The sequence below is a fragment of the Micromonospora sp. CA-249363 genome (genome assembly GCF_050950185.1).
Classification (GTDB): Bacteria; Actinomycetota; Actinomycetes; order Mycobacteriales; family Micromonosporaceae; genus Micromonospora.
In genome coordinates this window covers 6,339,886-6,363,460 of record NZ_CP192020.1, presented here as the reverse complement: position 1 = coordinate 6,363,460, position 23,575 = coordinate 6,339,886, and the positions used below count along the sequence as shown (strand labels likewise).

Genomic DNA, 23,575 nt, shown 5'->3' with positions numbered 1-23,575 from the left:
CCAACTATTGGTGACATGCGTTGAAACAGACCAATGCCCCGGGCGCTGGTGCGCCCGGGGCAGTCATCGGACCTGGTCAGCGCAGCAGGAACGCCGGCGGGCTGGTCGGGCTCTCGTTGGCCGTCCGGTCCAGCGCGGTCAGCTGGTACGTGTAACGGCGGCCGGGTTCGGCCGACGTGTCCACCCAGGACTGGGTGCCGCCGGAGGCGGCCCGGACGGTGTCGACCAGGTGTGTGGCGTCCGCCGTGGCGCACTGGCCGGGCAGCGTGGTCCCGTCGAACCGGTAGATCGCGTACGAGGTGGCCGTGCCCAGGGGGCCCTTGCCGTCGGCGGGCTGACGCCAGGTCAGCCGTACCCCGTCGGCCTGCCGGGCGACCCGGGTGACGACCGGCGGGAGCAGCGGCTTCGCCGGCAGGTGCGGCATGGCCGGCACGAGCGCGGGACGCGAGTAGTGCTCGGCCGCGTAGATGTCGGTGGCGCCGAGCCGGTTGGCCCGTACCTGAACGGCGGAAAAGTGCACGTTGCCCTGCACCTCCGGGTACGACCGGTTGAGCGTCAGGTGGTCGGACAGCTCACGCGGGTTCTGCCAGTACGGCCCGTACGCCGGATCGCCGCTCTTGTAGTCGGCCTGGCCGATGTAGAGCTGTACCCGGGTGCCGCGGACCGTCTCGGCCCACCACGGCACGAGTCGCGCGTAGTCGGCCGCCGGGTACTGACCGATGTACCAGTAGAGCTGCGGCACGACGTAGTCGATCCACTCCTGCTTGATCCACTTCCGGGTGTCGGCGGAGATGATGTCGTACGACTGGCTGCCGGTGGTGTCCGAGCCGAGCGGGTCGGCGCTGGCGTTGCGCCAGATGCCGAACGGGCTCACCCCGAACTTCACCCACGGCTTCGCCGCCTTGATCTTGCTGTTCATCTCCTGGATCAGCAGGTTGATGTTGTCCCGCCGCCAGTCGGCCCGATCGGTGAAGCCCCGGTTGTACGTCGCGAAGGTGGCGTCGTCGGGTACCTGGTGGGTGCCGCTGGGATAGGGGTAGAAGTAGTCGTCGAAGTGGACGCCGTCGATGTCGTACCGCTGGACCGCGTCCATCATCGCGGTCTGGACGAACTCGCGGACCTCGGGGATCCCGGGGTTGTAGTAGAGCCGGCTGCCGGCGACGCCGGCCGGCGGATAGGCGAAGGTCCAGTCAGGGTGCTGCCGGGCCGGGTGCCCGGGCGCGAGCTGGCCGAGGTCGGCGCCGGCGCCGCCGGGCGCCGGCATGGAGACGCGGTACGGGTTGAACCAGGCGTGGAATTCGAGGTTGCGCCGGTGCGACTCCTCGACGAGGAAGGCCAGCGGGTCCCAGCCGGGGTCCTGGCCGCGCACCCCGGTGAGGTACTCCGACCACGGCTCGTACGCCGACGGCCAGAGCGCGTCCGCCGTGGGGCGGACCTGCACGACGACCGCGTTGTGGTGCAGTCGTTCGGCGAGGTCCAGCAGCCCGCGGTACTCGGCCTGCTGGGCGGCGACCCGGTCCGGGCTGGTCTGGGAGGCCTTGCTGGGCCAGTCGATGTTGACCACCGACGAGATCCACATGGCCCGGAACTGTCGCTTGGGGGTGGCCGGGTTGGTGGCACAGGCGGCAGCGGAGGGGGTGGTGGCGTTCGCGGGGGTGGCGGCGGCGAGTGAGCCGAGCAGAATCGCGGCCAGGCCGGCGGCGGTGAGGCGGAGTGCTTTCATGCGGTATGTCCCTTCGTTGGGGCTCCCGGTGCAGTCCGGACGCGGCAAGATTCGCCGCTACCTATCTGAGTACAGAAGGAAATTTTCACAATCGCGCCGCCGCCGCAAGTGTTCGTGGTTGACCATTCGTCCCGCTGGGTAGCAACGGCGGTCACCGGCCGCCACGGTGGTGGTCACACGGTGTGAAGGGGTGAGCGCATGTCCGTGCTGCGAACCAAACCGATCAAGGACGTCATAGCCCAGGGCGAGGCGGACGGCAGCGACGGCGGAATCGGCCTCAAGAGGCGACTCGGCGCCCTCGACCTCACCGGCTTCGGCATCGGCATCGTGATCGGCACCGGCATCTTCACGCTCACCGGCATCGAGGCCCGCGACAGCGCCGGACCAGGCGTGGTGATCTCCTTCGGCATCGCCGGCGTGGTGGCCCTGCTCGCCGCCCTCTGCTACGCCGAGTTGGCCTCCAGCGTGCCGACCGCCGGCAGCGCCTACACCTACGCGTACGCCACGATGGGCGAGATCGTCGCCTGGATCATCGGCTGGGACCTGCTCCTGGAGTTCGCGCTCGGCGCGGCGGTGGTGGCCCGCGGCTGGTCCGGTTACCTGGCCGAACTGCTCGACCTGCCGACTCGGTGGTTCGGCGAGGAGGGCAGCGTCGTCAACGTCGGCGCCATCGCCATCGTGCTGATCCTCGGCATCGTCGCCATCGTCGGCATCCGGGAATCGGCCCGGATCACCAACCTGCTGGTGCTGGTCAAGGTCGCCATCTGCGTCTTCGTGGTGGTCGCCGGCCTGTTCTTCGTCAAGGCCGCCAACCTCACCCCGTTCATCCCGCCGGCCGAGCCCGCCGGCAGCGGCGACGACGGCATCAAACAGCCGGTGACGCAGGCGCTGTTCGGGTTGGAGCCGTCGGTCTTCGGCTTCGTCGGGGTGCTCAGCGCCGCCGCGGTGGTCTTCTTCGCGTACACCGGCTTCGAGGCCGTCGCCAACCTGGGGGAGGAGACCCGCAAGCCCAAGCGGGACCTCACCCTGGGCCTGCTCGGTACGCTGCTGATCTCCACCGTGCTCTACATCGGCGTCTCGCTGGTGGTCGTCGGCATGGTGCCCTACACCGAGATCGACCGGGGCGCCCCGATCGCGTCGGCCTTCGAGTCGGTCGGCGCGGGCTGGGCGGCCGTACTCGTCTCCATCGCGGCGGTCGCCGGCCTGACCAGCGTCATCCTGGTCGACCTGGTGGCGATGGGCCGGATCGGCTTCGCCATCGCCCGGGACGGGCTGATCCCGCCCTCGATCGCGGCCGTGCACCCGCGCTGGGGCACCCCGTACCGGATCTCGGCGATCATGACGGTGGCGGTCGCGCTGCTGGCCGGCTTCCTGCCGCTCTCCGCTCTGGCCGACCTGGTCAGCATCGGCGCGCTCTGCGCGTTCGTGCTGGTCTCGATCGCCGTGCCGATCCTGCGCCGCAAGCGTCCGGACCTGGACCGGCCGTTCCGGGTGCCGTTCTCGCCGGTGCTGCCGATCGTCTCGGCGGTCGCCTGCCTCTACCTGATGCTCAACCTGTCCGTGGAGACCTGGCTGCGGTTCCTGGCCTGGATGCTGCTCGGCGCGATCATCTACTTCGGCTACGGCTACCGCCGCAACCGCCTCGCCCGCCACGAACCGGCCGTCGCGCCGGAGCAGCGCGAGCCGAGCGCCTGACCCCTCCGGCACGCCTCAGGGCCCTCGCCTCGCGGGGGCCCTTTCGCGTGTGCCGGGCCTCTTCTGCAACGTTGTAGAGCGAGGTAGGGTGCGCTGGGTCACATCGGGGAGGTTGCGGGGTGCGACACAGGCTCAAGGACGTGGCCGAGCGGGCCGGCGTCTCGGTGAAGACCGTCTCCAACGTGGTGAACGGCTACGTGCACGTCCGTCCGGACACCCGCGCCCGTGTCGAGGAGGCCATCGCCGAGCTGAACTACCGGCCCAACCTCTCGGCCCGTCACCTGCGCAAGGGGCGGACCGGGGTGATCGCCCTGGCGGTGCCGGAACTCGACATCCCGTACTTCGCCGAACTCGCCCGGCACGTCGTCACCGCCGCCGCCGAGTACGGCTGGACCGTGCTCATCGACCAGACCGGCGGCCGGCGTGAGCAGGAGCGGGTCGTCGCCTCCGGCATCACCGACCACCTGATCGACGGGCTCATCGTCAGCCCGCTGGGGCTCACGGCGGAGGATCTGGCCAGCCTCGACGGCACCCCGATGGTGCTGCTCGGCGAGCGCGTCGACCACGGCCCCGCCGACCGCGTGGTGATCGACAACGTCACCGCCGCCCGGGAGATCACCGACCACCTGATCCGGCTCGGCCGCCGCCGCATCGCGGCGGTCGGCGCGCAGCGCACCGACGAGGGCGCCAGCGCCCGCCTCCGGCTGGCCGGCTACATCGAGGCGCTGCGCGCTGCCGGCCTGGCCTACGACGAAGCCCTCGTGGCGTCCGCGACGGCCTGGCACCGCGCCGACGGCGCGGCCGCGATGCGCGGCCTGCTCACCACGGGGGTACGCCCCGACGCCGTGTTCTGCTTCAACGACACGCTCGCCCTCGGTGCCCTGCGTGCCCTGCACGAGGCGGGCCTGCGCGTGCCCGAGGACGTGGCGGTGGTCGGCTTCGACGACATCGAGGACGGGCGTTTCGCGGTCCCCACGCTGAGCACCGTCGCCCCCGACAAGGAGCAGATCGCCCGGCTGGCCGTCGAACTCCTCGCCGGTCGCCTCGACGGCGATAGCGCCGCCCCCGCCCGCGCGCTGAAAGCTTCGTACCACCTGGAAATCCGCGAATCCTCCACCAGGGTCTAGTCGAAGAAGCGGGCCAGGTGGGGGTTCGATGCGGGCTCGGCATTGGCGGGGAGAGGCGTCAGGTCGGCGAAGATCGACGCGCCGTCGCACCCGGCGTGCAGCGGGTACCACCGCGGGGTGCCCGGCGGTCGGAGCTGGCAGATCCCCTTGAAGGTCTGCACGTCCATCAGTCGGACGTGCGTCGGATCGGCCACCGCGTTGACATGCCCCCACCAGGGGCTCATCACATGCAGGACACCACCCGGCCGGAGTACGCGGTGACACTCGTCCACCAGGGGCAGGAAATCGATCAGGTGCTCCAGGATGTGCACCGCGAACAGGACGTCCACCGAGTTGTCGGCCAGCGGCAGCGAGCCGGAGAGGTCCGCCACCGCGTCCACCCCCGGTGCGGGATAAATGTCCAGCCCGAGGTTGCCCGACCACTGCTTGGTCGGCCCGCAGCCGAGGTCGACCACCACCGGCGCCCGTCCGCCGACACCGACCCTGCACCAGACGCCGTAGACGCCGGCCAGCCGCCCCACCAGGTCCCGTACCAGCCGTAGGTCCGCCGGCTCGGCCACCTCCCCGCTGAGGTGGGCGACCCCCCGGTCGAACCGGACCTCGACGGCCAGGCTCCGGAGCCGGTCATCGTGCCGGACCTGGTCCGCCCACGCCTGCGCGAGGAATTCGTCGATCAACCGCAGCCGGTCGGCCGAGGGCGGAGTTTGTGCCAAAGCGACCATTCGGGCCACCTCCCGCCGCGCGTTACCCGCCTACGCGCCCGGTATTCCCGTTTCGCCGTCGCGCGACTGCCGAGGGGCGTGTCGCCGTATCCCGAAGTACCTACCCGTTGAGCCTGATGACTGTGCGGCATCAAGATGCCGCACAGTCATCACTCTCACTGGAGTGCCGCGCTTCGGTCCGGGCCCGCGCTTCGGTCCGGGCCCGCGCTTCGGTCCGGGCCCGCGCTTCGGTCCGGGCCCGCGCTTCGGTCCGGGCCCGCGCTTCGGTCCGGGCCCGCGCTTCGGTCCGGGCCCGCGCTTCGGTCCGGGCCCGCGCTTCGGTCCGGGCCCGCGCTTCGGTCCGGGCCCGCGCTTCGGTCCGGGCCCGCGCTTCGGGTCCGAGGCCCGGCGCTCCGGTCCGGGCCCGCGCTTCGGGTCCGAGGCCCGGCGCTCCGGTCCGGGCCCGCGCTTCGGGTCCGAGGCCCGGCGCTCCGGTCCAACGCCGTCGGGGGTCAGCCCGACAGGGTGCGGCGGCCTCCCCGCATCCGCTGGCGGGGCGGGGGAGCGGCGGGCTTCGGCCGCTTGAGGTGGTAGCGGTGCAGTTCGTGGTTGCCGGGCAGCGACGGGTCCTCGCTCATCGCGACCAGCTCCCAGCCCTGGTCGCCGGCCCGGTTGAGGTGGGCCAGCGACGTGTCGCCGTACGGCGTCACGTCGACCATCGAGCCGTCCGGGCCGTACCAGACGAAGACGACCTCCCAGCCGAGGTCGTTGGTCGCCGCCTGGCGGCGGCGGACCAGCAGGGCGTACTCCCACTTGAGCATGGCGTCATTCTCACCCCGCGCCGGCCCGCGGGCCCGCATCAATCCTCGGCGATCCGCCCGGCCTCGACCCGCAGCCGCCGGTTGGTCTCGACGGCGGCCAGCATCCGCCGGTCGTGGGTGACCAGCAGCAGCGTTCCGGGGTAGCTGGCCAGCGCCGATTCGAGCTGTTCGATGGCGGGCAGGTCCAGGTGGTTGGTCGGCTCGTCCAGCACGAGCAGGTTGACCCCACGGCCCTGGAGCAGGGCCAACGCCGCCCGGGTCCGCTCGCCGGGCGAGAGGGTCGCCGCCGGCCGAGGGACGTGCGCCGCGCGTAGACCGAACTTGGCCAGCAGGGTCCGTGCGTCCGCCGGCGACAGGTGCGGTACGGCGGCCTGGAACGCGTCGATCAGCGGCGCGTCGCCGAGGAACAACCCCCGGGCCTGGTCCACCTCACCGATCACCACGCCCGGACCGAGCGAGGCGGTCCCCTCGTCCAGCGGGAGCCGCCCCAGCAGCGCGGCCAGCAGGGTGGACTTGCCGGAGCCGTTCGCCCCGGTCACCGCCACCCGGTCCGCCCAGCCGATCTGGAGGTCGACCGGCCCGAGCGTGAAGTCGCCCCGGCGTACCACCGCGTTGCGCAGCGTGGCCACGACCGCGCCGGCGCGGGGCGCGGCGGCGATCTCCATCCGCAGCTCCCACTCCTTGCGGGGCTCCTCGACCACCTCGAGTCGTTCGATCAGCCGGTCGGTCTGCTTGGCCTTGGCGGCCTGCTTCTCGCTCGACTCGGCTCGCAGTTTGCGGCCGATCTTGTCGTTGTCGGTGGCCTTGCGGCGGGCGTTCTTCACGCCCTTCTCCATCCAGCCGCGCTGGGTACGGGCGCGCGCCTCCAGCCCGGCCTTCGTCTCGGCGTACTCCTCGTAGTCCGCGCGGGCGTGCCGACGCGCCACCTCGCGCTCCTCCAGATAGGCCGCGTAACCGCCGCCGTAGTGGTTGACCTGCTGCTGCGGCAGGTCCAGCTCCAGCACCCGGGTCACCGTGCGGGTCAGGAACTCCCGGTCGTGGCTGACCAGCACCGTGCCGGCCCGCAGCCCGGTGACGAACTCCTCCAGCCGCTCCAGGCCGGCCAGGTCCAGGTCGTTGGTCGGCTCGTCGAGCAGGAAGACGTCGTACCGGCTGAGCAGCAGCGACGCCAACCCCGCCCGAGCCGCCTGCCCGCCGGAGAGCCCGGTCATCAGGTGGTCCAGGTCGACCGTGAGCCCCAGATCGGCGCTCACCTGGTCCGCGCGTTCGTCGAGGTCCGCGCCGCCGAGGGCGAGCCAGCGCTCCAGCGCGTCGCCGTACGCGTCGTCGGCGCCCGCCGCCCCGGCCGTCAGCGCCTCGGTCGCCGCGTCCAGCGCCGCCTGCGCGCCGGTCACCCCGGTCCGGCGGGCCAGGAACTCCCGTACCGTCTCGCCCGGCCGCCGCTCCGGCTCCTGCGGCAGGTGCCCGACGCTCGCGGTGGGCGGGCTGAGTCGCACGCTGCCGGCCTCGACCGGCAACAACCCGGCGAGGGTACGCAGCAGCGTCGACTTCCCGGCCCCGTTCGGCCCGACCAGGCCGACCACGTCGCCCGGGGCGACCACCAGGTCCAGCCCGGAGAAGAGGGGGCGGTCGCCGTGCCCGGCGGCCAGGTCCTTGACGATCATCGTGGCGCTCATCAGGACGGCAGCCTATCGGGCCGCCCGCATGAGAACGGCCGCCAGCGGGCAGACTCCATGACGTGGTGACCACACTGGCGATCGACTGCGGCGGCGGCGGCATCAAGGCGTCGGTGCTCGACGAGGCCGGCACGATGCGCGCCCGACCGCTGCGGGTGCCGACCCCGTACCCGCTGCCGCCCGCCCTGTTCGTGCGGACCCTGCTCGACCTCGGTGGCCGGCTGCCCACGGCCGACCGGCTGACCGTCGGCGTCCCCGGGATGATCCGGCACGGCGTCGTGGTGGCCACCCCGCACTACGTCACCCGCAGCGGGCCCCGGTCCCGGGTCGACCCGGACCTGCTGGCCGAGTGGTCCGGCTGGGACGCGCGGGGCGCGCTGGCCGACGCGTTCGGGGTGCCGGCGCTCGTGCTCAACGACGCCGAGGTGCACGGCGCGGGTGTGGTGGCGGGCACGGGGTGTGAACTCGTGTTGACGTTGGGGACGGGATTGGGCAGCGCCCTCTTCGACGGCGGTGTCCTCGCGCCGCACCTGGAGTTGTCCCACGCGCCGGTGCGCTGGGGCACGACCTATGACACGTACGTGGGCGAGCCGGAGCGGCGACGGCTCGGCGACGCCTTCTGGTCTCGCCGCATCCGACAGGTGGTCGACGGGCTGCGTCCGGTGTTCCGGTGGGACCGGCTCTACCTGGGCGGGGGCAACTCCCGACTGATCCGGCCGGAGCAGCTCGCCCGCATGGGCGACGACGTGGTGGTGGTGCCCAACACGGCCGGAATCGTCGGTGGCGTCCGGGCCTGGGAGCTGTCCGCCGGACGTCGCGACGCCCGCGCCTGACCCTGTTTGGACCCGGGGAACAGTCGCCAAACGCCGAGTGTTGTGCCAGCGTCGGAACAGGTGACGGCGCGACCCGAGGAGGTGGGCAGATGGATCTTCTGGCGGACTACCGGCGGGCGACCATGTTCTTCGAGACCGGTGACCCGAGCGGAGCGGCCCGACTGCTGGAGCCGATCGTGGACGTCGAGCCCGGCAACGCGGCCGTCCGGCAGCTGCTGGCCCGGGCGTACTTCCAGTCGGCCCAGCTCAACCGGGCCGAGGAGCAGTTGCGGGAACTGATCGACCGGGACCCGAGCGACCACTATGCGCACCACGTGCTGGGCCGGACGCTGGAGCGGCTGAACCGGCACACCGACGCGCTGCGGCACCTGCGGATCGCCGCGGCGATGTACGCGGCCAACGACGACTACCGGATCGCGCTCCAGCGGGTGGAGAGCCGCGTCGGCGGCACACGCTGAGCGCGGAACTGGCGACGAGGAAGGGGCGGTCCTACGGGCCGCCCCTTCGTTCGTCCGGTGGGTGGGCCGACGGGCGTGCCTAGGATGGCGGACATGGGACCTGACCGGCCGGGGGCTGCGGCATGAAGCTCAAGCTGGACCTGCACGACATCTTCAACAAGGGCCAGGACATCGACCGCGCGCTGCGCGGGATCATGGACGAGGCGGTGGCGAAGAAGGCCACCCTCGTCGAGATCATCCCGGGCAAGGGTTCGGGGCAGCTCAAGAAGCGGGTGCTGCGGTTCCTCGACCAGAAGGACGTCAAGCAGCTCTACCACCGGGTCGAGAAGGACTCCAAGAACTTCGGCCGCCTCTTCGTCCACTTCCGCTGGAAGTAGCCGCAGGGGGTCGTTTCAGCGGTCCGCCTTGACGACCGGATCAGTAAGCCGTAGCTTACGTTCGTGGCGACTTACGGAGTGCACCCGGGCTGGGAGGCGCTGGGTGATCCCAGCCGGCTCGCCATCGTCCAACGACTGGCCGAGCGGCCCCGTGCCGTCGGCGAGCTGGCCGACGACCTGCCGATCAGCCGGCCGGCCGTGTCCCAACACCTCAAGGTGCTCAAGGGCGCGGGCCTGGTCGTCGACCACTCGGAGGGCACCCGCCGGGTCTACCGGCTCAGCCCGGTCGGGCTGGCCGCTCTGCGGGACCAGCTCGACACCTTCTGGCGCCGGGCGCTGGACGGCTATCAGGCCGTCGTCGAGGAGACCGAGGAGAACTGATGACGCACGCAGCTACAGCGGTGGTTCGTCGGGAGGTCGTCGTCAACGCGCCGATCGACAAGGCATTCGCCGTGTTCACCGAGCGGTTCGGCGACGTCAAGCCGCGCGAACACAACCTGCTTCAGGTCCCGATCGTCGAGACCGTCTTCGAGCCCAGGGTCGGCGGCCACATCTACGACCGGGGCGCTGACGGCAGCGAATGCCGATGGGCGCGGATTCTCGCGTACGAGCCGCCGACCCGAGTGGTCTTCAGCTGGGACATCGGACCGACCTGGCAGGTCGAGAGCGACCCGGACCTCACCAGCGAGGTCGAGGTCGTCTTCGTGGCCGAGACCCCGAGCCGGACCAGGGTCGAGCTGGAGCACCGGCACCTTGACCGGCATGGCCCCGGCTGGGAGTCCGTCCGTGACGGGGTCGACGCCGACGAAGGTTGGCCGCTGTACCTCGACCGGTACCGCTCGCTCTTCGGCGAGGACAGCTAGTCGCGCCAGGGCCGGCGGGTGAGGTGCGGGTCGGCCTGGGAGCTAAACGTCGGTGCGGGAGGCGTGCACGACCGGGCGCCGCGACCAGCACTGCGGGCGCTGCCGCACCGCCAGCTCCAGCGCGAGGTGGTCGGACTCGATCATTTCCCGGGCTATTCGACGCGCCATCTCGAGGCGGTCGACGTACGCGTCAAGATCGGTCGGGCCGGCGCCAGCCATAATCGAACTCCTCGTCCGCATTCGAACTAGTCGCATCATCCACCGTGCCGGGGAGCCGCCACCATTCTCCGATCGGTGGAATTGGTTCGCCGTACGGCTCCGGGTGTCGTACCCCCGGTTGGGCCGATGGTAACGGCGCCTCCACCACCTGGCCCGGGAACTGCCAAAAGTGTCCACTGGATACGCCACGATCAATGGTGACGATCGGTTGCCGGCGCTCGCTACATTGCACGGTGCGCGGATCGGGAGGCGCGACCGGTCCGCTGAGGGATCTTCGATACGAGAGGACCGCCGTGCGACAACCGAGCAGGACCGATCCGTTGTTCGTGGCCGTCGAGTCCGAAGCGATCACCCGCGCGGACGTCGCCGGTCTGGTGGCCGGGCGGATCGCCGCCGTCCGGGTGCCGGGTCTGCTGCCGGCCGCCCGCTGCCACGCCATCACCGCCGCGCTCGCCGACGCGGAGATGGACCGCTACGACGAGAGTCGCGTGTTCCCCGTCGTCGCCAAGTTCGGCCCGGCCATCAACGACCACCGCGATGGTGGTGACCTGCGCGAGGACTACTGGGCGGCGGCCGACGTCGCCGAGAAGGGCTGGTCCACGCTGGGCCTGCCGGATTCGCCCCGCGAGCTGTGCCTGGCCGCGTTCCGGGCCGCCTGGCCGGACGTGTCGCCCGGGCGGCGGCTGGGCCGGCAGATGCACGTCGGCATCGTCCGTGAGATCAACGCCGGCCTTCAGGTGCACTTCGACGACGCGGTCCGGGAGTACGCCGGTCGGCTGCTCGACGCCGAGGTGGTGGCCCAGTTGGCGTTCAACATCTACGTCCAGGTGCCGCCGGCCGGCGGAGAGACGGTGCTGTGGCGTCGCCGGTGGCAGCCGAGCGACGAGGACCTCCGGATCCCCGGCGGGTACGGCTATCGGGAGTCGGTGGCCGACGACGCGCAGTCGTTGACGTTGCGGCCCTCGTTGGGAGAAGGATTCCTCTTCGACCCGCGCCACTATCACACGGTGCGTCCGGCGACGGATGGCCGGCGAATCTCCATAGGATGCTTTGTCGGGCTCACCGACGACGGTCGACTGGCTCTCTGGTCGTAGCGAAGGGCGTTTCCCCATGGTGGACAGAAGCGACGTCGAGGCGGCCGCCACGCGGGTCGAGGGGCGGGTCCGTGAGACGCCGGTCATTACGGTCGACGGGGCCGATCTGGGCGTTCCCGGGATGCTCAGCCTCAAGCTGGAGCTGCACCAGCACACCGGCTCGTTCAAACCGCGGGGCGCCTTCAACCGGATGCTTCAGGGGCCGCTTCCGTCGGCCGGCGTGATCGCCGCCTCCGGGGGCAACCACGGTCTCGCCGTCGCGTACGCGGCCCGCTCGCTGGGCGTACCGGCGGAGGTCTTCGTGCCGGTCACCGCCTCGCCGGTGAAGGTGCAGCGACTGGCCGGCCTGGGCGCGCAGGTACGGCAGGTGGGCCAGCACTACGCCGAGGCGTTGGCGGCCAGCACCGAGCGGGCCGCCGAGACCGGGGCGCTCGTGGTGCACGCCTACGACCAGCCGGAGGTGGTGGCCGGGCAGGGCACCGTGGGCCGGGAGTTGGAACGCCAGCTCGGCGGGGTCGACACCGTGCTGGTCGCGGTCGGTGGCGGTGGACTGGTGTCGGGCATCGCCACCTGGTTCGACGGGTCGGTGCGTGTCGTCGCGGTCGAGCCGGAGCAGATCCCCACGCTCAACGCCGCCCTGAAGGCGGGCCGGCCCGTCGACATCGAGGTGGGCGGTATCGCCACGGACTCGCTGGGCGCCCGCCGGATCGGCGAGATCGCCTTGGACACCGCCCGTCGTACCGGCGTGGTCTCGGTTTTGGTACGCGACGACGACCTGGTGCGCGCGCGTCGCCTGCTCTGGTCGGAGCTGCGGGTCGCCGCGGAGCTGGGTGGCGCGGCCGCGTTGGCCGCGCTCGTCGGCGGGGCGTACGTGCCCCGGGCGGGGGAGCGGGTCGCGGTGATCGTCTGCGGCGGCAACACCGACCCGAGCGACCTGGGCCCGTCAGCGCCCCACTGACCGGTCACTCGCCGTTGCGCAGGCGGCGCAGGGCATGTTCCACCTGGAGGGTGTCCAGGTGGAAGTCCCCGAGCAGCCGCCGCCGGTCGGCCAGCAGGCGCTCGTACACGTCGATCGCCTCGTCGACCCTCCCGTCGAGCAGGAGCACCACGGCGAGGGTGGCCCGGATGGCGAGCACCTCGCTGCGGTCGGCGTGCCGGGGCTCCACGGTGGCCAGGGTCGCTCGCAGCTCCGCCTCCGCCTCGCCGAGGCGGCCCTGTTCCTGCATGCACCGGGCCAGCGTGTGCCGGGCCTGCCACGTCTCCGGCTGGTTCAGCGGCCACAGCCGGTACCGGACCTCCAGGATCGCGTGCAGCATCTCCTCTGCCTCGGGGGCGCGGTGCTGGGCGAGGACGGCCAGCGCGAGACTGTGCCGCACGACCATCGTGTCCCAGTGCTCGGGTCCGCGTACCTGGTGCTCCGCGGTGACGATCTGTCGTAGTTCCGACTCGGCCTCCGGCCACTGGCGCTGCGCCATGATGGCCTTGGTGAGCTTGTGCCGGCTGGCGAGGGTGTCGGGATCGTCGCTGCCCAGTACGCGGGTGCGGTCGGCGATCACGTCGCGCAGCACCCGGTCGGCCATCTCCGGCTGGTTGCGCTCCAGCCAGGTACGGCCCAGCTCGTGGCGCAGCGCCAGCACCTCGGGCCGGTCCAGGTCGTGGTCGTACGTGGCGCTGCCGCGCACGATCGGGTCGAGGATGTCGAAGGCCGAGCCGGGCAGGCCGACCGCGATGAGGTAGCGGGCGGTCAGTCGGGCCAGTTCCAGCGCCCGGCGTACCGTCTCGGGGTCGTGCTTGTGTTTCGGCACCAGGTATTCGCGGACGGCCTCGACCAGGTGCGGGACCAGCACGTCCCAGTTGGACCAGACGGCCGGGTCGTCCGGATTCTGGCCCTCGGTGGCGGCGAGCAGCAGCTTCATGACGACGCCGTGGTACTCGGCGATCTGCTCGCGAACCTCGTCGCGGTCGCGGAACATCGCGTGCACAAGCGGGTGCAGCGACAGCACGTGCGCGAAGGCCGGGTCGGTGACGTCCTCCTGGACGTCGAAGTCGACCAGGGCGAGGTCGCCGATGCCCTCCAGCACCTTCACCCGCTGCCGGGCGGTCATGCCCTCGAACAGGGGTGACCCGGCCAGGATGGCCGGCTTGAGGACCACCTCGTAGGGCACCGGGGAGATGCTCAGGCAGGCCAGCACGTTGAGCAGCGGCCGGCTCTGCTCGAGCCCACGGCGGGCCAGCAGGTCCAGGGAGATGTCGTCGACCTCGCGGACGATCTCCAGGCCGAGTGATTCGTCGAGGTCGACGTCGGGGGCGTCGAGCGGCGAGCGGAAACGCCGTTCCACCGCCCTGCGGTATTCGGCGAAGGTGGTGATGGTGGAGGAGCCGCGCCACACCGGGCTGGCGTTGACCGAGCGCAGGTAGTTGCCGGCGGCGCGCAGGGCCAGTGGCAACCCGCCCAGTTCACGGGCCAGTTCACGGGCGTCGTCGAGGCCGCCGGCCTGCGCGCCGGCACGGTCGATGAGCACCTGCGCCCCGGCGTCGGCGTCGAGCGGACGCACCTGGTGCAGGGTCGACCAGGTGCCCCAGGTGGCACGGTTGCCGTCCCGGGTGGTCACGAGGACCATGCCGTCCTCGGCCTCCGGCCTGCGTAACCAACCGGTGCCGTCGGCGAGCACCCCGTCGGTGGGGCCGAGCGTGGCGGGCTCGTCGGCGCTGTCGAAGATCAGCAACCACGGCTGTCGGGCCTGGTTGAGGTAGCGCCAGACCAGGTCGGTGGCGCTGATCATGCCGGACCAGGCCTGGTCGACCTGGCTCTCCGACGCGCCGAGCTGGCTGACCACCTCGCGCATCCCGGAGTTGAGCCGGCCGGCCTGCACCCACCAGACGGTACGGCCGTCCGCGCGGGCTCGACGTGCGATCTCCAGAGCTACGTGACTCTTGCCGGAGCCACCCATGCCGCACAGGATGTGCACCGACGGCTCTTCCCCGCCGGTGTCCGCCGGATGCATGATCTCGTCGATCAGGTCGTCGCGGCCGTGCAGTGGGCTGTCCAGGCGCCCGAGTGGCGGGTCGACGGAGACGCGACTCGGTCGGTCGTAGGCCGGCCGGCGCACGCCCGCATCCTCGGGTGGAACGTCCGCAGTCAATGCGGTCCCCCTTCGGTGGCGAAATTGCGGCGCGGCGGGTGGCAGAAGAGATCATGTCCACTGAGTGGACATTCGGAGGGGTCGTCACCCGCCCTACGTCAACCGCAAGGGTATCCACCGCCGTACCGACTTGCACACTCTCCGTTTAGGTCGCCAGGCCGACCGGAATCGACACCGCCATTTACAATTCGTCGGTCATTCGGACCGATCCGCCGTCCTCGGCGTTCGCGCGGCGCATCCACGATGGACACATGAACTGGTTGCCGTACGACGATGTGGCCGACTGGGGTTCGGTGCCGGACTGGTTCGGCGCGCTCGGCTCGATCGCGAGTGTGCTCTTCGTGTACCTCGGCCTGCGCCGGGAAATCCGCGCCCGTCGCGTCGACGAGATGCGGGTCCGGGCAACCCAGGCCCGACTGGTCTCCGCGGTCACCGAGATCCGCGGTAGCGCGGTGCTGCGGGTGACCGTGACCAACGAGAGTGACGCGCCGGTGCTCGATGTGACGGTACTGCCGCGACTGCTGTCGTCCGAGGATCCGGACGACCCGCCCGTCGAGCTCGCCGGAGCGAAACAGATCGGACGCATTCACGGCCGGAAAAGCGCGGATCTGTTCGTCACGGTCACCGCCGACCATCGGCTGCACGCGGCGACCGACACCGTTCTGGTGGAGCTGACCTTCACCGATCACGACGGAAACCGCTGGCGGCGTATCGGATCCGGTCAACCGGAGTCAGTCAACTGACGGAAACACGATTCAGCTGAACCGGTGGGCCGGCAGACAGGGGCTGCCGGACCACCGGTTCGTCTCTTTCAGACGGGATACGTGCGGGCGACGGCCAGCATCTCGGAGCTGTGCGACCCGACGACACCCACGGCCGGCGGCCGGGGCCGGAAGCCGGGCAGCGCGTCCAGCCCGTCGCTGGCGTCCATCGCCCGCAGCGCCACCTGCGCGGCGATCGGTCGCAGCGTCAGCGTGACCTCGACCCCCTCCGGTGGCGGGGCGTGGAAGACCAGACCGAACCCCCACTTGCCCGCGCGCGGCTCCACTGGCGCCGCGCGCCCGGCGACCTCGGCGCGCAGCACGGTGGCGGTCGTCGTGTCGACGTGCAGGGTGGCGAGCCGGACCGCCCGCTGCGGAGTGAGGCGTAGCCGCAGCGTGCGTTCACCGCCGGCGCTGGTGTCGGCCAGCACGTCGAGCTTCGGCGCCGGCAGGCTCGCCGCCTGGGCCGGGCCGACCCGCAGCTCGCCGTCGCCGAGGCCGGGGAAGTCGTCCGCCACGCTGGCCACCCCGTTCACGTAGCCGTCCGTCCACGGCTGCGGGTCGCTCTCGTGGCTCAGCCAGCGGGCCTGCCCGGTGCCGGCGTCCATGGCGTACATGAGATGGGTGGGCGCGGGGTGGGCGGCGTCGAACCGGTCCACGGCCAGCCCGACCCCGGCGAGCACCACCGCCGCCACGGCGGCGGCTCCCGCCGGCAGCGCCGCGCGTCGCCGGGCCCGCAGCGCCACCAGGCCGCGCTGCCCGCCGGCCTGCGGGTGCAGCAGGTCGACCACCGGCAGCGCGGTCAGGCCGAGCAGCACCGCGACCAGCGCGGCCACCCCGCCCATCGCCATCCCCAGCGCGGGAAAGAGCAGCACCACGGTCGGCAGCAGGATCACGACGCCGACCGCCGCGGCGGCGGTCACCGCCACCACCGGCCAGGGCCCGGTCTGCCGGGTAAGCAGCGCCACTAGGCCGCCGAGGGCGCCGGCCAACGCCGGCAGGGTGGTGAGGTACGCCCCGCCGGGCACCGCCACGGCGAGCAGCACCCCGAGCAGGGCCAGCCAGGCCAGACCGCCGACGGCCAGCGCGGCCGGGCCGATCCGGCGACGGGCCAGCGCGTACCAGGTGAACACGATGGCCGTGGCGAGCGCCAACACGGCCATCCGGTACCAGATCGGGCGGTACGGGTCGAGCAGCTCCGCGTAGCCCGGCCGGATGGTGGTGATCGCCCACCAGAGCAGTTGCGCGGCTACCGGTGCGGCCACGATCGGCACGAGGGCGAGGCCGAAACCGGCGACCAGCCGAGCGGTGCTCGCCCGTCCGCTGCGGCGGGTCAGCCAACCCAGCGCCGCGACCGCGAGCACCGCGAGCAGGGCCAGCGGCAGGACGAGCCAGCCCGGGTAGCGGGCCAACCCGCCCGGCAGTGGGAAGTAGGTGGCGTCGTGCCCGGAGCGCAGGTCGGTCAGGTCGACCGCGCCGAACTCCCGGGCCAGACCCAGCGCGTTGTCCCCGTGCTGCTGGAGGCTGCCCCGGTCCATGGCGGCCGGCGTGTCCAGCGGCGTGTGGTAGATCGCGCCACCGTCGATGTACGCCGAGTTCAGCCCGACGAACTTCCGGTCGAGGAACGCGGTGAAGTCGGTGTCGTTGGGCAACGCCCGGTAGATCTCCACCGCGAACGAGGTGCCCACGGGGTGGGGTGCGGCCCGGCCGAAGACGTCCACCAGCTTCGCGTTGTTCTTCGAGGTCTCGAACATGATCACCGGGCCGGTGGAGCCGCGCGCCTCCAGGTTGAGCACCACACCGCCGTCGGCGGCGAGCGGGTGACTCGTGGCGAACGCCGCCGCGCCGCAGAGGCACGCCTCCTCGGCGTCCGTCAACACGAAGACGACGTCGTTGCGGGGCCGTGGGCCGGTGGACAGCGCGCGGGCGACCTCGAGGATGGCCGAGGTGCCGGCCGCGTCGTCGTTGCCGCCCGGCCCGGTCTGCACCGAGTCGTAGTGGGCGACCAGGAACACCCGACCCGTCGAATCGGTGCCGGGCAGCCGGGCCACCACGTTGCGGACCCGGGCGAAGGTCGCGCCACCGGCCGCCCCGCTGAGCTGGCCGGCCTCCGGCGCGACGGTGTCCTGCACCTGCGTCTCCAGGCCCAGGCCGCGCAGCTTCTGCTCGACGTGCGCACGTACCTGCTCGTTGGCCGGGCTCCCGGCGACGTGCGACCGGGCCGCGATCACCTCGACGTCCGCGTACGCCCGGGCGGCGCTGAACTCGCCCGCCGGCGCGTCGGCCGGCCGTGGCGCCGGGGTCCGCAGGTCGAGCAGGCTGCCGGCGCCGACGGCCGCCAGCGCGGCCAGCGCCGCCGCGGCGGCCGCAAGGCGCCGTCGCGGTCGGGTCAGTGCACGGTCGGCGGGGGGTACGACCGGCGGTGGCCGGAGCGGTACGTCCGCCGGAACGGGGGTGGGGGGTGCGCCCATCCGAACTCCTCGAGGGTAGTGGGGCCGACGGGCAGTGATCCTGCCCATCCCTGCCCCGTGCCGCGGCCATCGTGTTGTGTGCGACCGTTGTCTAATACAGGATCAGCAGGGCACTCGGAAGGAGCCCGACATCACCAGCGAACTCCCGCGTCTCGCGGCGGTGACCCGGCCGCACCGGGGAGGCGGCCTGGCCGGCTCCCCCGTCGTGCCGTACCCGCACGGCGGGCTGGCGCGGCACGGCAACCTGCCGCCCGGCGAGCGGCTGCGGGTGCTGCTGGTGGAGGACGACGAGGGCGACGCCTTCCTGGTCGGCGAACTGCTCGCCGAGACGAACTCGATGATCGATCTGGTGGTCGCCACCAGCCTCAGCGAGGCCCGGCAGCGGATCATCGGTGTCGACTGCGTCCTGCTCGACCTGGGCCTGCCGGACGCCCAGGGGCTGGACGGGCTGCGCCAGGTGCTGGAGATGTCCAGCGGCGCCGCCGTCTGCGTCCTGACCGGCCGCTCGGACGAGCACATGGGCATCGTGGCGGTCGCCGAGGGCGCGCAGGACTACCTGGTCAAGGGTCAGGTCGACGGGGTGCTGCTGACCCGGGCGCTGCGCTACGCGGTCGAGCGTAAGCGCGCCGACGAGAACGCGCGCCGGCTGCGCGAGGTCGAGCTGCGCCAGGCCGAGTCGGCCCGCCTCGAACGCGGCCTGCTGCCGCAGCCGTTGATGACGACCGACCAGGTGGCGGTGCACACCTTCTACCGGCCGGGTCGACACGCCGCGCTGATCGGCGGGGACTTCTTCGACGTGGTGCAGACCCGTCCGGACCGGCTCGACCTGATCGTCGGCGACGTCTGCGGGCACGGGGTGGACGAGGCCGCGCTCGGTGTGGAACTTCGGGTGGCCTGGCGGGCCCTCGTGCTCGCCGGGGTGCCCGACGACGAGGTGCTGCCCGCCCTGGAGCAGGTGCTGATGAGTGAGCGCCGCCTCCAGGAGATCTTCGCGACGGTGGCCACCACCCGACTCGACCTGGACGCCAACCGGGCCACCGTCCGACTCGCCGGGCATCCGCCGCCGTTGCTGCTCTCCGGCGGCCGGGTCGTCCCGGTGCCTGCCCCCGGCGGCCTGCTGCTGGGCGTACGACCCCGCCGGCCGATCGCCTTCGACCTGGAGTTCGACACCGATGACTGGTCCCTGCTGATGTACACCGACGGCCTGATCGAAGGACGGGTGGGCGCGGGCAACGAACGGCTCGACGTGCCGGGCCTGAGCGGGCTGCTCGACGAGCCCGCCAACCGGGAGGTGTCGCTGCCCGAGCTGCCCGCCTGGCTGGTGGGCCGGGCCGAGCAGATCAACGGTGGCCCGCTGGCCGACGACGTGGCGATGCTGCTGGTCAGCCGCGGTGGTGGCCGGTGACGCCGATGGTTGGCGGCTGGAGTCTGCGCCGCCGGGTCATCACGCTGCTCACCGTCGTGGGTGTGCTGCTGATCGGCCTGGCCGTCGCCGAGGCGGCCGTCGCCGCCCGCAACCGCACCCAGATCGACGCCATCCTGAACCAGACCGGGCCGCTGCGGGTGCAGTCGCAGGAACTGCTCAACGCGGTGCTCGACCAGGAGACGGCCGTTCGCGGGTACGCGGTCAGCGGTGACCCGGCCGACCTGGGTCCGTACGACGCGGGACTCGGGCAGGAGAAGGCGACCGTCGCCGCGATGCGGGCCCTGCTGCACGACTACCCGCAGATCGGTCAGGAACTGCGGACCGTCGAGGAGCGCTCGGCGCAGTGGCGGGAGACCGTCGCCGAGCCGGTGATCACCACGACGGAGCGCGAGGGCACCCGAGCCGGCCAGGCGTTGGTCACCGAGCAGGCCCGGCAGCGGTTCGACGAGGTCCGGTCGGCGGTCGACGCCCTGCAGAAGGAGATCCTGGACGCCCGGGAGCAGGCCGCCGCGAACGTCCGCAGCAGCAGCAACGTGCTCGTCGTGCTGCTGATCGTCGCGGCCCTGGTGGTCGTCGTGGCCGGCGCGGTGCTGCTGCTCTCGCTGGACCGCATGGTGGTCCGGCCACTGACCGCGCTCGCCGACCAGGTCCGCGAGGTCGCCGAGGGCGACTACCAGCACCGCGTCGCCACCGTCGGCCCACCGGAGTTCATCCAGTTGGGCGACGACGTGGACGCGATGCGCCAGAAGATCGCCTCCGACCTGGCCGAGGTGCGGGAGGCCCGCGAACGCATCGAGTGGGTCAACAGCCAGCTTCAGAAGCAGGCCGAGGAGCTGACCCGGTCCAACCGTGACCTGGAGCAGTTCGCGTACGTGGCGTCCCACGACCTGCAGGAGCCGCTGCGCAAGGTGGCCAGCTTCTGCCAGCTGCTTCAGCGCCGCTACGCCGGGCAGCTCGACGAGCGGGCCGACCAGTACATCGCGTTCGCGGTGGACGGCGCACAGCGGATGCAGCGTCTGATCAACGACCTGCTCGCGTTCTCCCGGATCGGCCGGCTCACCACCGGCTTCGTCGACGTCGACCTGAACAAGGTGATGGGCGACGTGGCGGGCCAGACCGAGGCCGCCCGGCAGTACGCCGACGCGGAGCTGACCTGGACCGACCTGCCGGTGATCCGTGGCGAGGAGCCGCTGCTCACCAACCTGCTGGCCAACCTGGTCAGCAACTCGATCAAGTTCCGCCGGCCGGACGTACCGCCGAAGGTGCACATCTCGGCCCGGCTGGTCGACGCCGAGTGGGAGATCAGCTGTCAGGACAACGGCATCGGTATCGAGCCGGAGTTCGCCGACAAGATCTTCGTGATCTTCCAGCGGCTGCACTCGAAGGACGCGTACCCGGGCACCGGCATCGGGTTGGCGATCGTCAAGAAGATCGTGGAATATCACGGCGGCCGGGTGTGGGTGGACACCGACGTACCGGAGGGCACCGCCATCCGGTTCACGCTTCCGGCGCGTCCCGAGGACGTGGAGGCGGCTGCCGCCGGCGAATCGGTCGGGGAGCCGCAGGAGGTCTCGGCCGGCGACGCGACGCCCGCGGAAGAGGCTTCTCCCGCGCTGCCGGAGCACTCCGGCGAGGCGGACCAGGCGGACCGGGCCGACGGACCGCCGGAAGGCGGTAGAACGGGTGACATGAGGGAGACGGTGGGATGACCGCGCCGGCGGACGGCAAGAGCCCGATCGAGGTCCTGCTCGTCGAGGACGACCCGGGTGACGTGTTGATGACCCAGGAGGCGTTCGAGGAGCACAAGCTGCGGAACCGGCTGACCGTCGTCTCCGACGGCGCGGAGGCGCTGGCCTACCTGCGGCGGGAGGGCCAGTACGCGGACGCGGTGGTGCCCGACCTGATCCTGCTCGACCTCAACCTGCCCCGCCGCGACGGGCGGGAGGTGCTGGAAGAGATCAAGAAGGACGAGGAGTTGCGCCGGATCCCGGTGGTCGTCCTCACCACCTCCCAGGCCGACGAGGACATCCTGCGCAGCTATCAGTTGCACGCCAACGCCTACGTGACCAAGCCGGTCGACTTCGAACGCTTCATCTCGGTGGTCCGGCAGATCGACGAGTTCTTCGTCAGCGTGGTCAAGTTGCCGCCGCGTGGCTGACACCCTGCTCGACGACGTCGGCGACCTCCTGTCCGAGGCCGCCGACCAGGTCGTGCTGCCGCTGTTCCGCAAGCTCGACGACGACGACGTGTCGGAGAAGGCGCCCGGCGAGGTGGTCACCGTCGCCGACCGTCGCGCCGAAGAGTTGATCTCCGCCGGGCTGCGTCGGCTCCGGCCGGGCTCGCTGGTGGTGGGCGAGGAGGGCGTCGCCGACGACCCGGGGCTGTTGGACCACCTGCGCGACGGCGGGGACGTGTGGCTGGTCGATCCGGTCGACGGCACCGCCAACTTCGCCGCCGGTCGCCGGCCGTTCGCCCTGATGGTCGCCCTGCTGACCGATGGGCAGCCGATGGCGGGATGGATCCTCGACCCGCTGGCGGGGACGCTGGCCGCCGGTCGCGCCGACGAGGGCACCCTGCTCAACGGCCAGCCGGTCGGCACCGCCGACGTCGTGTCGTCGCTGGGCGACATTCGCGGCGTGGCGATGACGCGTTTCCTGCCGCCGGAGGCCCGCGACCGGGTCCGTGCCGGTGGTCGCCGGCTCGGCGAGCTGCTGCCCGGCCAGCACTGCGCCGGCCGGGAGTACCTGGACATCCTCACCGGCGAGCAGCAGTTCGCCCTCTTCTGGCGCACCCTGCCGTGGGATCACGCGCCGGGCACCCTGCTGGTGCGCGCGGCGGGTGGGGTGGCGCGCCGGTTCGACGGCGTCGACTACCACCCGGCCGACGAGGGTAGCGGGCTGCTCGTCGCGGCCAACGAAGAGATCTGGGCCGAGGTCCACGAGGCGCTGCTCAGCTCCTGAAGCGGAGCTCTCGCGTGCGGCGCGCGACGACGCTGGCACGCTGCGTCGACACCGGGGCCGGCGGGGAGTCAGGGGGCTGGTCACCGGCGCGCGTTCCGGTATCGTGACCGGCGGTCTCCGCCAGCAGGCCGCCGCCCGGCGCCGGCGGGGACGCCGCCGCGCGATGTCATCCGGGGGGCCCGGCGGTCGACGGAAGGACGCTTTCGTGCCCAGGACCAGGCTCAGTCAGCCGCGCGTTCGACGCGTACTGCTTCCTCTGCTCGCCGCCCTGGCGCTGGTGCTCGCTCCAGGCGCGCCCGCGTCCGCGGAGCCGGACGAGGGTGGCACCAAGAAGTTGCGGGACGCGCTGGAGCTGACCGCCAAGGGCCACATCGAGGCCAAGGCGAAGCTCGACAACTCCAAGCGCCGGCAGACGGCGTTGACCGGTGAGCTGAAGACGGTCGAGGTTCGGCTGGTCGGGTTGACCGCCCAGGTCGGCGAGGTGGCCGCGCAGTCGTACCGGGCCGGTCGCCTCACCCCGACGTCGATGCTGCTCAACACGGCGACTCCGCAGGCGTTTCTCCAACGGGCAGCCGACCTGGACCTGATGGCCCAGCGGGACAGCAAGCGGTTGCGCGACCTGACCGAGGCCCGGCAACAGGCCCAGCAGGCCAAGATCGCCATCGACGCCGAGGTCCGTGAGCAGCAGAAGCAGCTCGCCGTCATGGCCAAGAAGAAGAAGGAGGCCGAGGCTGCGCTGGCCGAGGTCAGCTCGGGTGGCAGCAACGGCTTCAGTGGTGGCAACTCGTCTTCGGCGAAGCCGGCGCCACGGAACTCCGACGGCTCGTGGCCGTCGGAGTCCTGCTCCGTGAAGGACCCGACCACCTCGGGGTGCATCACCCCGCGCACCCTGCACGCCCTCAAGGAGACCCAGGCGGCCGGCTACAAGCGGCACGTCTCCTGCAAGCGCAGCGGTGGCGGCGGCGAGCATCCGAAGGGTCGGGCCTGCGACTTCTCGGCCGCCGCGAACGGCTTCGAGGACAAGAACGCCACCGGCGGCGACAAGGCGTACGGGGACAGCCTGGCCGCCTGGCACGTCCGCAACGCCGACCGTCTGGGTGTGCTCTACGTGATCTGGTACCGGCAGATCTGGCATCCCGGCACCGGGTGGCGTGCCTACAGTGGCAGCGGCAGTCCCGCCGCGTCGCACACGAACCATGTTCATCTCTCGATGTACTGACCCGGAGC

General features: G+C 71.8%; 22 protein-coding genes. 15 read left to right on the top strand and 7 right to left on the bottom strand.

Features of this window, described 5'->3' with window-relative positions; translation table 11 throughout:
* Window positions 1-76 precede the first annotated feature (76 nt).
* Complete coding sequence (locus ACQPZK_RS28530; RefSeq protein WP_433535856.1) at window positions 77-1,723, bottom strand: family 10 glycosylhydrolase; 1,647 nt, start codon at window positions 1,721-1,723, stop codon at window positions 77-79.
* A 198-nt stretch (window positions 1,724-1,921) separates the two neighbouring features.
* Here ACQPZK_RS28530 and ACQPZK_RS28525 point away from each other — a divergent pair, with 198 nt between their 5' ends.
* Complete coding sequence (locus tag ACQPZK_RS28525; protein ID WP_433535855.1) at window positions 1,922-3,418, top strand: amino acid permease; 1,497 nt, start codon at window positions 1,922-1,924, stop codon at window positions 3,416-3,418.
* 119 nt (window positions 3,419-3,537) lie between these two features.
* Window positions 3,538-4,545, top strand: coding sequence for a LacI family DNA-binding transcriptional regulator (locus ACQPZK_RS28520; RefSeq protein WP_433535854.1), 1,008 nt, complete (start codon window positions 3,538-3,540; stop codon window positions 4,543-4,545).
* Here ACQPZK_RS28520 and ACQPZK_RS28515 read toward each other — a convergent pair.
* The 3 genes from ACQPZK_RS28515 to ACQPZK_RS28505 all read right to left on the bottom strand — a co-directional run bounded on the left by ACQPZK_RS28515 (window position 4,542) and on the right by ACQPZK_RS28505 (window position 7,743).
* Entirely contained in the window at window positions 4,542-5,267 is a 726-nt protein-coding gene (locus tag ACQPZK_RS28515) for a methyltransferase domain-containing protein (RefSeq protein ID WP_433535853.1), read from the bottom strand. The two genes, ACQPZK_RS28520 and ACQPZK_RS28515, sit on opposite strands and share 4 nt — an antisense overlap.
* 491 nt (window positions 5,268-5,758) lie before the next feature.
* Window positions 5,759-6,106, bottom strand: a complete 348-nt coding sequence (locus ACQPZK_RS28510) for a hypothetical protein (RefSeq protein ID WP_421473319.1) — start codon at window positions 6,104-6,106, stop codon at window positions 5,759-5,761.
* Window positions 6,106-7,743 (bottom strand): ABC-F family ATP-binding cassette domain-containing protein, encoded by a 1,638-nt coding sequence (locus ACQPZK_RS28505; RefSeq protein ID WP_433535852.1) that lies wholly within the window; start codon window positions 7,741-7,743, stop codon window positions 6,106-6,108. Before ACQPZK_RS28505 ends, ACQPZK_RS28510 begins: the two co-directional genes overlap by 1 nt.
* Window positions 7,744-7,805: 62 nt before the next feature.
* Here ACQPZK_RS28505 and ACQPZK_RS28500 point away from each other — a divergent pair, with 62 nt between their 5' ends.
* The 5 genes from ACQPZK_RS28500 to ACQPZK_RS28480 all read left to right on the top strand — a co-directional run bounded on the left by ACQPZK_RS28500 (window position 7,806) and on the right by ACQPZK_RS28480 (window position 10,274).
* Window positions 7,806-8,576: an ROK family protein gene (locus ACQPZK_RS28500; RefSeq protein WP_393215924.1), complete on the top strand. Its 771-nt coding sequence runs from the start codon at window positions 7,806-7,808 to the stop codon at window positions 8,574-8,576.
* Window positions 8,577-8,665: 89 nt separating this feature from the next.
* A complete protein-coding gene (locus ACQPZK_RS28495) occupies window positions 8,666-9,034 on the top strand; it encodes a tetratricopeptide repeat protein (protein WP_433535851.1) in 369 nt (122 codons plus the stop codon).
* 122 nt (window positions 9,035-9,156) lie between these two features.
* The gene (locus tag ACQPZK_RS28490; protein ID WP_088987488.1) at window positions 9,157-9,411 is read left to right on the top strand and encodes a Smr/MutS family protein; all 255 of its coding nucleotides are present in this window, start codon (window positions 9,157-9,159) and stop codon (window positions 9,409-9,411) included.
* A 63-nt stretch (window positions 9,412-9,474) separates the two neighbouring features.
* Window positions 9,475-9,792, top strand: a complete 318-nt coding sequence (locus ACQPZK_RS28485) for an ArsR/SmtB family transcription factor (RefSeq protein WP_433535850.1) — start codon at window positions 9,475-9,477, stop codon at window positions 9,790-9,792.
* Complete coding sequence (locus tag ACQPZK_RS28480) at window positions 9,792-10,274, top strand: SRPBCC family protein (RefSeq protein ID WP_433535849.1); 483 nt, start codon at window positions 9,792-9,794, stop codon at window positions 10,272-10,274. Before ACQPZK_RS28485 ends, ACQPZK_RS28480 begins: the two co-directional genes overlap by 1 nt.
* A gap of 42 nt (window positions 10,275-10,316) precedes the next feature.
* Here the strand turns inward: ACQPZK_RS28480 and ACQPZK_RS28475 are convergent, their stop codons facing one another.
* Window positions 10,317-10,493 (bottom strand): hypothetical protein, encoded by a 177-nt coding sequence (locus ACQPZK_RS28475; RefSeq protein WP_433535848.1) that lies wholly within the window; start codon window positions 10,491-10,493, stop codon window positions 10,317-10,319.
* 293 nt (window positions 10,494-10,786) lie between these two features.
* Between ACQPZK_RS28475 and ACQPZK_RS28470 the strand changes: the two genes are divergently transcribed.
* Both ACQPZK_RS28470 and ACQPZK_RS28465 read left to right on the top strand, forming a co-directional pair.
* Window positions 10,787-11,587, top strand: a complete 801-nt coding sequence (locus ACQPZK_RS28470; RefSeq protein ID WP_433535847.1) for a 2OG-Fe(II)-dependent halogenase WelO5 family protein — start codon at window positions 10,787-10,789, stop codon at window positions 11,585-11,587.
* A 16-nt stretch (window positions 11,588-11,603) separates the two neighbouring features.
* Window positions 11,604-12,545, top strand: coding sequence for a threonine/serine dehydratase (locus ACQPZK_RS28465; RefSeq protein WP_433535846.1), 942 nt, complete (start codon window positions 11,604-11,606; stop codon window positions 12,543-12,545).
* A gap of 4 nt (window positions 12,546-12,549) precedes the next feature.
* On the opposite strand, the gene ACQPZK_RS28460 is transcribed toward ACQPZK_RS28465, so the two are convergent.
* Complete coding sequence (locus tag ACQPZK_RS28460; RefSeq protein WP_433535845.1) at window positions 12,550-14,697, bottom strand: tetratricopeptide repeat protein; 2,148 nt, start codon at window positions 14,695-14,697, stop codon at window positions 12,550-12,552.
* Window positions 14,698-14,981: 284 nt separating this feature from the next.
* Between ACQPZK_RS28460 and ACQPZK_RS28455 the strand changes: the two genes are divergently transcribed.
* A complete protein-coding gene (locus ACQPZK_RS28455) occupies window positions 14,982-15,473 on the top strand; it encodes a hypothetical protein (protein WP_433535844.1) in 492 nt (163 codons plus the stop codon).
* Window positions 15,474-15,541: 68 nt separating this feature from the next.
* On the opposite strand, the gene ACQPZK_RS28450 is transcribed toward ACQPZK_RS28455, so the two are convergent.
* A complete protein-coding gene (locus tag ACQPZK_RS28450; RefSeq protein WP_433535843.1) occupies window positions 15,542-17,962 on the bottom strand; it encodes a M28 family peptidase in 2,421 nt (806 codons plus the stop codon).
* A gap of 160 nt (window positions 17,963-18,122) precedes the next feature.
* Here ACQPZK_RS28450 and ACQPZK_RS28445 point away from each other — a divergent pair, with 160 nt between their 5' ends.
* The 5 genes from ACQPZK_RS28445 to ACQPZK_RS28425 all read left to right on the top strand — a co-directional run bounded on the left by ACQPZK_RS28445 (window position 18,123) and on the right by ACQPZK_RS28425 (window position 23,567).
* Window positions 18,123-19,367, top strand: a complete 1,245-nt coding sequence (locus ACQPZK_RS28445) for a PP2C family protein-serine/threonine phosphatase (protein WP_433535842.1) — start codon at window positions 18,123-18,125, stop codon at window positions 19,365-19,367.
* Between the two features lie 5 nt (window positions 19,368-19,372).
* Window positions 19,373-21,097: a sensor histidine kinase gene (locus ACQPZK_RS28440; RefSeq protein ID WP_433539340.1), complete on the top strand. Its 1,725-nt coding sequence runs from the start codon at window positions 19,373-19,375 to the stop codon at window positions 21,095-21,097.
* Window positions 21,094-21,546, top strand: a complete 453-nt coding sequence (locus ACQPZK_RS28435; RefSeq protein ID WP_091594776.1) for a response regulator — start codon at window positions 21,094-21,096, stop codon at window positions 21,544-21,546. The genes ACQPZK_RS28440 and ACQPZK_RS28435 overlap by 4 nt, the downstream gene beginning before the upstream one ends.
* Window positions 21,539-22,348, top strand: a complete 810-nt coding sequence (locus ACQPZK_RS28430) for an inositol monophosphatase family protein (protein WP_433535841.1) — start codon at window positions 21,539-21,541, stop codon at window positions 22,346-22,348. Before ACQPZK_RS28435 ends, ACQPZK_RS28430 begins: the two co-directional genes overlap by 8 nt.
* Window positions 22,349-22,511: 163 nt before the next feature.
* Window positions 22,512-23,567: a coiled-coil domain-containing protein gene (locus ACQPZK_RS28425; RefSeq protein WP_433535840.1), complete on the top strand. Its 1,056-nt coding sequence runs from the start codon at window positions 22,512-22,514 to the stop codon at window positions 23,565-23,567.
* The last annotated feature ends 8 nt before the right edge of the window (window positions 23,568-23,575 follow it).

Excerpts from the sequence above, each read along its gene's own strand:
- ACQPZK_RS28530 (WP_433535856.1), bottom strand. The coding sequence starts at position 1,723 with ATGAAAGCACTCCGCCTCACCGCCGCCGGCCTGGCCGCGATTCTGCTC.
- ACQPZK_RS28525 (WP_433535855.1), top strand. The coding sequence starts at position 1,922 with ATGTCCGTGCTGCGAACCAAACCGATCAAGGACGTCATAGCCCAGGGC.
- ACQPZK_RS28515 (WP_433535853.1), bottom strand. The coding sequence starts at position 5,267 with ATGGTCGCTTTGGCACAAACTCCGCCCTCGGCCGACCGGCTGCGGTTG.
- ACQPZK_RS28510 (WP_421473319.1), bottom strand. The coding sequence starts at position 6,106 with ATGCGGGCCCGCGGGCCGGCGCGGGGTGAGAATGACGCCATGCTCAAG.
- ACQPZK_RS28505 (WP_433535852.1), bottom strand. The coding sequence starts at position 7,743 with ATGAGCGCCACGATGATCGTCAAGGACCTGGCCGCCGGGCACGGCGAC.
- ACQPZK_RS28495 (WP_433535851.1), top strand. The coding sequence starts at position 8,666 with ATGGATCTTCTGGCGGACTACCGGCGGGCGACCATGTTCTTCGAGACC.
- ACQPZK_RS28490 (WP_088987488.1), top strand. The coding sequence starts at position 9,157 with ATGAAGCTCAAGCTGGACCTGCACGACATCTTCAACAAGGGCCAGGAC.
- ACQPZK_RS28480 (WP_433535849.1), top strand. The coding sequence starts at position 9,792 with ATGACGCACGCAGCTACAGCGGTGGTTCGTCGGGAGGTCGTCGTCAAC.
- ACQPZK_RS28475 (WP_433535848.1), bottom strand. The coding sequence starts at position 10,493 with ATGGCTGGCGCCGGCCCGACCGATCTTGACGCGTACGTCGACCGCCTC.
- ACQPZK_RS28465 (WP_433535846.1), top strand. The coding sequence starts at position 11,604 with ATGGTGGACAGAAGCGACGTCGAGGCGGCCGCCACGCGGGTCGAGGGG.
- ACQPZK_RS28455 (WP_433535844.1), top strand. The coding sequence starts at position 14,982 with ATGAACTGGTTGCCGTACGACGATGTGGCCGACTGGGGTTCGGTGCCG.
- ACQPZK_RS28450 (WP_433535843.1), bottom strand. The coding sequence starts at position 17,962 with ATGGGCGCACCCCCCACCCCCGTTCCGGCGGACGTACCGCTCCGGCCA.
- ACQPZK_RS28440 (WP_433539340.1), top strand. The coding sequence starts at position 19,373 with ATGGTTGGCGGCTGGAGTCTGCGCCGCCGGGTCATCACGCTGCTCACC.
- ACQPZK_RS28435 (WP_091594776.1), top strand. The coding sequence starts at position 21,094 with ATGACCGCGCCGGCGGACGGCAAGAGCCCGATCGAGGTCCTGCTCGTC.
- ACQPZK_RS28425 (WP_433535840.1), top strand. The coding sequence starts at position 22,512 with ATGTCATCCGGGGGGCCCGGCGGTCGACGGAAGGACGCTTTCGTGCCC.